General features: G+C 71.9%; 6 protein-coding genes. 3 read left to right on the forward strand and 3 right to left on the reverse strand.

Going from position 1 to position 5,883, the window contains the following annotated elements:
* Positions 1 to 81: 81 nt before the first annotated feature.
* From AADR41_RS40755 to AADR41_RS40765, 3 genes are read right to left on the reverse strand one after another with little or no spacing between them, the layout of a single operon-like run.
* Positions 82 to 693, reverse strand: a complete 612-nt coding sequence (locus AADR41_RS40755) for a TetR/AcrR family transcriptional regulator (protein ID WP_259930622.1) — start codon at positions 691 to 693, stop codon at positions 82 to 84.
* Between the two features lie 29 nt (positions 694 to 722).
* Positions 723 to 2,810, reverse strand: a complete 2,088-nt coding sequence (locus AADR41_RS40760) for a YhgE/Pip domain-containing protein (RefSeq protein WP_342287403.1) — start codon at positions 2,808 to 2,810, stop codon at positions 723 to 725.
* Positions 2,782 to 3,570 (reverse strand): ATP-binding cassette domain-containing protein, encoded by a 789-nt coding sequence (locus AADR41_RS40765; protein WP_342287404.1) that lies wholly within the window; start codon positions 3,568 to 3,570, stop codon positions 2,782 to 2,784. The genes AADR41_RS40760 and AADR41_RS40765 overlap by 29 nt, the downstream gene beginning before the upstream one ends.
* Positions 3,571 to 3,738: 168 nt before the next feature.
* On the opposite strand from AADR41_RS40765, the gene AADR41_RS40770 reads away from it, so the two are divergent.
* The 3 genes from AADR41_RS40770 (at position 3,739) to AADR41_RS40780 (ending at position 5,811) form a co-directional block, all read left to right on the forward strand.
* Positions 3,739 to 4,266 carry an SAV_6107 family HEPN domain-containing protein gene (locus tag AADR41_RS40770; RefSeq protein ID WP_342287405.1) on the forward strand — a complete coding sequence of 176 codons (528 nt, stop codon included), beginning with the start codon at positions 3,739 to 3,741 and terminating at the stop codon, positions 4,264 to 4,266.
* A 102-nt stretch (positions 4,267 to 4,368) separates the two neighbouring features.
* Positions 4,369 to 5,127, forward strand: a complete 759-nt coding sequence (locus AADR41_RS40775; RefSeq protein WP_342287406.1) for a class I SAM-dependent methyltransferase — start codon at positions 4,369 to 4,371, stop codon at positions 5,125 to 5,127.
* 291 nt (positions 5,128 to 5,418) lie between these two features.
* On the forward strand, positions 5,419 to 5,811 hold the full coding sequence (locus AADR41_RS40780; RefSeq protein ID WP_342287407.1) for a DUF3040 domain-containing protein: 393 nt from the start codon (positions 5,419 to 5,421) through the stop codon (positions 5,809 to 5,811).
* Positions 5,812 to 5,883 lie beyond the last annotated feature (72 nt).

A 5,883-nucleotide genomic window follows, 5' to 3' on the forward strand; every position in this document is an offset into this window, starting at 1 on the left:
GGCTCGGGGGGATCGAGCCTCCGCCGGACCGGCGTCCTGCGTGCTGTGCGCGCCGGATCGCCACGCGCCCGGCCGGGCCGGTCAGCGCCCGCTGACCCGCCCGTACAGGAGCAGCGACAGCGCCGAGTGCACATCGTCGATCGAACGCTCCGGCTGGAACGCCTGCCAGTCCAGGGCCGCCACCAGCACCATGCCGACCAGCGCGGCCGCCGTCAGCGGGATGTCGATCTCCTCGCTCAGCTCACCGTTGCCCACACCCTCGCGCAGCACCCCCTCGACCACCGCGACGGCTTCCTGACGCACCACCAGGAGGGTGCCCTGCCAGGCCCGGTTGGTGCGCCACAGTTCCGCGACGTACAGCTGGGTGAAGGCCGGATAGCGGTCGATGAAGACCAGGCCGGCCCGGATCATCCCGTCCAGGGCCTCGACCTTGGTGCCGCCGCGCTCCTCGGTCTCCTCGGCCGCGGAGCGCAGCGAGGCCGTCAGCAGCCCGACGCCATGACGCAGCAGCTCCTCGAAGAGCTCGGTCTTGCTCTTGAAGTTGTAGTAGACCGTGCCCTTGGCGACCCCGGCCCGCTCGGCGATCTCGTCCACCGTGGTCGCGGAGAAGCCCTTCTCGGCGATGAGGGTCACGGCCGCTTCGTAGAGCTTCTGCCGGGTGGCCCGCCGACGCGTGGTGCTGCTGCTTTCCATGCCCCCGATTCTCACAGGTTCCGGCGTGCTCACAGGCTCAGCTCCGGGTGCAGCCGGTCCAGGGTCCACACCTGCTTGCGGCGTGCGGCGAGCGCGGTCAGGGCCAGCGCCCCCGCCGTGAAGGCCAGCAGCACCGCGCTGCCCTGCCAGACCGGGCCCAGGCCGCCGCCCGTGATCAGCCGGCGCAGCCCCTCGACGATGTAACTCATCGGCAGGTAGGGGTGGATCGCGTTGAAGAATCCGGGGCTGGTCTGGACGGGATACGTTCCCCCGGCCGAGGTCAGCTGGAGCATCAGCACCGCCAGTACGAGGATCCGTCCCGCGGCTCCGAACCGGGCGTTCAGCCACTGCACGATCGCGGCGAAGCAGCAGGTCACCAGCGCCAGGAAGCCGACCGTCCCGGCGGCGCGGGTCATCTGCAGACCGAGCCCCCAGTGCAGTACGGACATCAGGGCGGCCACCTGGAGCAGACCGATCGCGGCCACCGGCAGCCAGCCCGCGAAGGCGATCCGCCAGGCGGAGGCCCCGGCGGCGAGCGCGCGCCGGTTGAGCGGCTGGATCAGCATGTAGGCCACCATCGCGCCGACCCAGAGGGAGAGCGGGATGAAGTAGGGCGCGAAGCCGGTGCCGTAGTTGGGGGCCGCGTGCAGCGACTGGGAGGCCAGCTGCACCGGGTCGGCCATGACCCCGGTACGGGCGTCGCGGTCCTTCTTGTCGTAGTCGGGGATCTTGCCGACGCCGTCGTTGAGCCCCTCGGCGAGGGTGGCCGAGCCGTCGCCGAGCCGGATCAGCCCGCCGTCCAGGTTCGCGGCGCCCTTCCTGAGGTCGCTCACACCGGAGTCCAGGTCGGCGGAGCCGGTCCTGGCCGTGGCCAGGCCGGTGTGCAGGTCGTCGGCCCCCTTGGCGACCTTGTGGGCGCCGGTGTTGAGCGCGTTGATCTTCTTGACGGCGGACTCCAGGTCCTCGTCCAGACGCGGTGCGTGCTCGGCCAGGTCGTCGGCCTGCCGCTGGAACGCGGTCAGCCGGGTGCGCAGCTTCTTCAGGTCCCCGTTCTGGTTCGTGACCAGTACGTTCACGTCGTCGGCGACCTTCGCGACATCGGCCGCCGTGGTCGTGGCGCGCTTCAGCGGCGCGCAGACGTCGGGGTCGTCGGGCTGCTGGTCCACGCAGGTGGTGCGGTGGATCTCGGCCAGGTCGTCGGAGGCCGTGTGGGCGGCGGTGGCCGCGGTGGGCGCCGCCTTCACCAGCAGGTCGAGGTTGTCCAGCACGGTCTGCGAGGAGTCGGAGACCAGCCGGGCGGTGTCGCCGATCGACTTGCCGTTGTCCTTCAGGAACGGGCGGACGTCGGCCGCCACCCCGTTCACCTTGTCGGCGAGCTGCTGGGTGCCGTCGGCCACCTGCCGGGAGCCGGTCTCCAGATCGCCCGCGCCCTTGTTCAGCTTGACGATCCCGCCGGCCAGCCGGCCGCTGCCGGCCTTGGCGTCCTTGAGCCCGTCCGCGAGATCCTCCGATCCCTTCTTGGCCTTGCCGATGCCGCCCTTGAGGTCGTCGGCCCCCTTGGCGGCCTTCGCCGTCGCGTCGTGGAGGTCGGAGAAGTTGATGAAGATCCGGTCGTAGAAGCCGCGCGAGGCATTGGTCGACGCGGCGGTGCGCACCTCGGAGAAGACCGTCCGGGAGATCTGCCCGACGATGTAGTTGTTGGCGTCGTTGGTCCGCACCTGGAGGGCGCCGGTCTCGGGGGAGTCACCGGAACTGGACGCGATCCGCCTGCTGAAGTCCGACGGCATGGTGAGCGAGAGGTAGTACGTGCCGTCCTCGACACCCTTGTCGGCCTCGGCGGAGCTCACCTCGTGCCAGTCGAAGACCTTGGAGTCGAGGAGCTTGCCGGTGATCTCGTCGCCGGCCGCGACGCGCTTGCCGGCGGCGGTGGTGCCCTGGTCGTTGTTGACCAGCGCGACGGGGATCCTGTCGAGGCGGCCGTACGGATCCCAGAAGGACCACAGGTACAGCGCGCCGTAGAGCAGCGGCAGGAGCAGCAGTGCGACGAGTGCGGCGCGCGGCAGCTTTCCCCTGCCGAAACGCTTGAGCTCAAGCGCGGCCAGTCTCGGCGAACGCATCGGCCGTTCCTTCCTCGGTCGTGTCTGCCTCGGTCGTGTCTTCCCCGGCCGGGTCGCCCCCGGCAGCGGTGTCCGTGCGCAGGGTGATCGCGCCCTCGGGTGCCTGGCTGCAGACGGCGAGCACGGTGGTGCCGCCGGCCGCGACGGACCGCAGCAGCTCCCAGGCCTCGGCGCGTTCGGCGTCGGAGAGCTTGAGATCGGTGTCGTCCACCGCGAGCAGCCGGGGGTCGCCGATCAGCGCGAGGGCGATGGACAGCCGCAGCGCCTCCAGCCGTTCCAGGTCCCGTACGGAGGTCCGCTCGCCCTTGGGCAGCGTGGCCGGGTCGAGTCCGGCGGCGTCCAGCGCCGCGTCGATCCGTCCCCGGGCGGTGGCGATCCGCTCGGCACGCGGACGCAGCAGGGCACGCAGCGAACCGTCGAAGCGGCGCTGCAGCAGGGCCCGCTCGCGCAGGTGCTCGGCGACGGTGAAGGCCGGGTCGAGCTCGCTGACTCCCGGGACGGGCCCCAGCGCGGCGATGCGGCGGACGGCGGCCATCTTGCGCGGCAGGCGCAGCCCGCCGATCTTCGCCTGGCCCTCGGTGGGGCGCATCCGGCCGGTGAGGGCGAGCAGCAGGCAGGTGCGGCCGGAGCCGGACGGGCCTTCGATCGCCACCAGCGAGCCGGGCCCGGCATCGACCGCCAGGCCCCGAAAGGCCCAGCCGCGCGGTCCCTTGAGGCCGAAATTCTCGGCGGTGACGGATGCCCCGTGCGGGCTGTCCACGGTCCCTCCCCCTGTTTTGAACTGACCAGTCAGTTCAAAAAGGTAGCCCGAACTTGCGAACGAAGCAAAACAGCAGGTCAGGGCAGCGCCGAGGCCGATTGTCAGTGGTGGCCCCCACGATGGATACATACGGCCACGGAGCCGTTACACGAGACAGGAGGTTTCGTCATGGCCCACTCGTCCGCAGCAGCCGCACCCCGGCGCCGCGCAGACGGCCCTGCCCCCTCACTGACCGGCCCGGCAAGCGATGTCCACCCCGTTCTGCGCCGCACCACGGCGCCGCCCGCCGCCCTCGATCTGCTCGCCAAGGCCCGCGCCGGCCTAGACGAGGCCGCCGTTCTCGATGTGCCGAACGAGCGGTACGCCACCGCCCACCTCGCGGCGCTGCGCACCGCGGCCGCGGTGCTCGCCGCGCGGGCCCGACCCGAGACGTCCGGGCGGCGCCGGGGGCGCATCCGCAGCGCCTGGGAGGTCCTGCCCGAAATAGCCCCCGAGCTGACCGAGTGGAGCGCGCTGTTCGCCTCCGGCGCCCGCCGCCGGGCCCGCGCGGAAGCCGGGATACCGGGTGCCGCCAGCCGGCGGGACGCCGACGACCTGCTGCGTGACGCGGCGATGTTCCTGCGTCTGGTCGAGCGGCTGCTGGTGCTCCAGCCGGTGCTTCCGCAGGCCAGGAGGGAGCGGCCGGACGCGGGATGACGGCAGCGGCGGTGTGAGGCAATAGGGTGGGCAGCGCTCGTACCACCTGCACTGTTCACGCTCCGCCGTCCCAGGCGGCACCGTGCCGAGGAGTCATCTGCCGTGTCGGACCAGCTGCGCCCCCGCGCCTCCCTCCGTACCGCCGTGGTCTGGGAGGTCCTCAAGGACGCCCTCGACCACCGGGTGAAGGCGACCGGCAGGGACGCCCTGGATGTGCTGGACACCGGCGGCGGCACCGGCAACTTCGCGGTGCCGGTCGCCCGTCTCGGCCACCGTGTCACCGTCGTCGACCCCAGCCCCAACGCGCTCTTCGCGCTGGAGCGCCGCGCGGCCGAGGCCGGGGTCGCCGACCGGGTCCGCGGTGTCCAGGGCGACATCCACGGCCTGTTCGACGTGGTCGAGCGCGATGGGTACGACGCGGTGCTGTGCCACGGCGTCCTGGAGTACGTGGACGACCCGGCCGAAGGGGTGCGCAATGCCGTGGCGGCGCTCCGGCCGTCCGGTGCGCTCAGCCTGCTCGCCGCCGGGCTCGGCGGCGCCGTCCTGGCCCGGGCGCTCGCCGGACACTTCACCGAGGCCCGGCAGGCGCTCGACGACCCGGCGGGCCGCTGGGGCGAGGGCGACCCGGTGCCCCGGCGCTACACCGCGGAGCAGCTCACCGAGCTGGTCTCCGGTGCCGATGTCGAGGTCGGTGCGGTCCACGGCGTACGGATCTTCGCGGACCTCGTGCCGGGCGTGCTGGTGGACACGGAGCCCGGTGCGGTGGAGGCCCTGCTGAAGCTGGAGTCCGCCGCGGCCGAAGTGCCCGCCTTCCACTCGGTGGCGACGCAGCTGCACGTTCTCGGCACCAAGCGCGCCTGAGCGCGGTCCGGTCCGGTGGTAGCTCGGCCGTAGCGCTGCTGATCAGCGACGCAGCGGCAGACGGAGTACGCACCGGGCCCCCCGATCGGGGGCTTCGCCCCGTATGATCGGGGGACACCATCCGGCATGACGGATCGGAGGTTGGGGAATCAACGCCTCAGCAGCTGAGCCGTCGTGGCGGCCCGGACTGGCTGATGGGCAAGAAGGCGGGTTTCACGGGGGCGATTCCCTGCCTATCCTGGAAGGGCCGCATACCGGCCGCCCCCCGCGGCCGACGACGAGGAGGACTCCGTGCCGCTCTCGGAGCACGAGCAGCGAATGCTCGAGCAAATGGAGCGAGCGCTGTACGCCGAAGATCCCAAGTTCGCGACAGCGCTCGAGGGAAGCGGGCTGCGTACGTACACCCGGCGACGGGTCTACCAGGCGGTCGCAGGCTTCCTTGTGGGTATCGCGCTCCTCATGACCGGAATGGTCGCTCAGCAGATCTGGATCAGCGTGGTGGGTTTTCTCGTCATGCTGGGCTGCGCGGTCCTTGCGGTCACTGGTTGGCGCAAGGCGCCCAAACCGGGCGAGCATCCGGCAGCCGGACGCGGTGGCGAGCGCAGCCGGCCCAGGCAACGCCGGACCGTGATGAACCGGATCGAGCAGCGGTGGCAGCGCCGCCGCGACGAGCAGGGCCAGTAGGTCCTCGGACACACTTGGGTGAGGGGCGGCCGCGTCGACGCGGCCGCCCCTCATGCATGCCCGGGGCCGGTC

This window comes from Streptomyces sp. CLV115, assembly GCF_038448545.1.
In the GTDB taxonomy this organism is placed as follows: Bacteria; Actinomycetota; Actinomycetes; order Streptomycetales; family Streptomycetaceae; genus Streptomyces; species Streptomyces sanglieri.